Below are 2,076 nucleotides of genomic sequence, written 5' to 3' on the forward strand. Positions count from 1 at the left end.
GAGCGGCCCGTCGGTGGACGGCGGCTGGCGGCTGACCGGCACGGTCGGCCATGTCGTCGACGGCGCGAGCGCCGACGTCGTGTTCGTGGTCGCGGCGGCGCCGGGCGGGCCGAGCCTGTTCGGCGTCGAGGCGGACGCCGCCGGTCTCACCCGGACGGCCACCTCGACGATGGACGCCACCCGCCGGCAGTCGACCCTGACCTTCGACACGGCGCCGGCCCGGCTGGTCGGCGCCGAGGGAGGCGGGGCGGACGTGTGGTCCCGGGTGCGCGACGTCGCCGCGGCCCAGCTCGCCGCCGAGCAGGTCGGTGGCGCGCAACGGGTGCTCGACATGGCCGTGGAGTACGCGAAGCTACGGGTCCAGTTCGGTCGGCCGATCGGCGCCTTCCAGGCGATCAAGCACAGATGCGCCGACCTGCTGCTACGGGTGGAGTCGGCCCGGTCTGCCGCCTACCACGCCCTGTGGGCGGCGGCGGCCGACGGCGCGGCGGACCTCCCGATCGCGGCCCGGGTGGCGGGGGCCTACTGCTCGACGGCGTTCTACACCTGCGCCGAGGAGAACATCCTGATCCACGGCGGTATCGGCTACACGTGGGAGCACCCCGCGCACCTCTACCTCAAACGGGCCGCCGCCGACCGGGTCATGTTCGGCGACCCGGCTGCCCACCGCGCCGCCCTCGCCGACCTTCTCGGCGTCTGAGGACCGCCGACGCAATCCCGCAGCCGCCGTTCCGTCACCGCCGGGCGAGCTCGTCCGGGCGGTCGGCGCGAGGCACTCCCGTGGAGGTCAGCCCGCATGAACCCCACCCCCTCCGACCAGGCCGCAGGAGACGGTCCGTTAGCCGGGCTGTCGGTCGTGGACCTGTCGACGACGATGGCGGGCGCGTTCGCCACCCAGTTCCTCGCCGAGGCCGGCGCCGACATCGTGATGGTGGAACCACCCGGTGGGAGCCGCCTGCGGACGTACGCCGCATGGCCGGCGGTTGCCGGCGGCAAGCGCAGCCTCGTGCTCGACCCCCGCGACCCCGCGGAGCGGACCCTGCTCGACGGGCTGATCGCCGGGGCCGACGTGCTGGTCACGACCATGCGCCCGCGTACCGCCGAGCGGCTCGGCCTCACCGCGTCCCGGCTCGGCGCGCTCAACCCGCGGCTGGTCAGCGTGGCGATCACCGGCTGGGGCTCGACCGGGCCGTGGGCCGGGCTCAAGGGCTACGAGGGCATGGTCATGGCGAAGCTGGGCCTGTTCCACGCCAAGCGGGCGATGATCACCCGCCGCGGCCCGGCGTTCATCTCCGTCCCGTTCGCGACCTGGGGCGCGGCGCACTGCGCCCTGCAGGGCCTGCTCGGCGCGCTGCTCGAACGCGAGACCAGCGGCCTGGGCCAGCACGTCGAGGCCGACCTGGTGCGCGGCGTGCTGATGCTCGACACGTGGGGCTGGTTCCAGCGGCTCATCGGACTGCGCTGGCCGGACGCGTACACCACGGTCGACGCGACCACCGAGGCCGGCGAGCCGGTGGGCGGCCTGATCTACCCGCTGCTCGTCGGCCCGACGAAGGACGGCCACTGGCTGCAGTTCGCCCAGGTGCAACCGCGGCTGTTCGGCGCGATGCTGCACGAGTTCGGCATGATCGAGATGCTCGCCGACCCGAAGTGGCAGGGCTTCCCGTTCCTGGAGACGCAGGAGCTGCGTACCGAACTGTGGGAGTACATGCTGGGCAGGGTCGCGTCGCGCACCCTCGCCGAGTGGCACCACGTCTTCGCCACCAACCCCGACATCAACGCCGAGATCTTCCGGGTCGGCGCCGGCGCGCTCGATCACCCGCAGATCCGCCACGACGGCCGCGACGTCGTCGTCGAGGACCCGGAGCGCGGCCCGGTGCGCCGTCCCTCGTCCCTCGTCCACGTCGACGGCGGGCCGCTCGCCCCGCCGCGCCCCGCGCCGCGCCCCCACCCCCCCCCCCCCCCCCGGGGCCCGCCGCGCGGCCCCGCCCCCCCGCGGCCCGGGCGCCCCCCCCCCCCCCCCCGACTCGTGGCAGCGGGCGAGCGGTTCCGGCGGGGGTGGGTTCAGACCGGGGA

Annotated in this window: 2 protein-coding genes; both read left to right on the top strand. The window is 75.2% G+C overall.

Annotation, left to right across the window (positions count from 1 at the left end):
- Nucleotides 1–700 (top strand): acyl-CoA dehydrogenase family protein (locus tag ND748_RS30655; protein ID WP_285902942.1); only part of this gene is annotated, 700 nt, incomplete at its 5' end.
- Between the two features lie 96 nt (nt 701–796).
- A partial coding sequence (locus ND748_RS30660; RefSeq protein WP_251749778.1) for a CoA transferase occupies nt 797–2,076 on the top strand: 1,280 nt, incomplete at its 3' end.

Origin of the sequence: Frankia sp. AiPs1 (assembly GCF_023716945.1) — a bacterium.
In the GTDB taxonomy this organism is placed as follows: domain Bacteria; phylum Actinomycetota; class Actinomycetes; order Frankiales; family Frankiaceae; genus Frankia.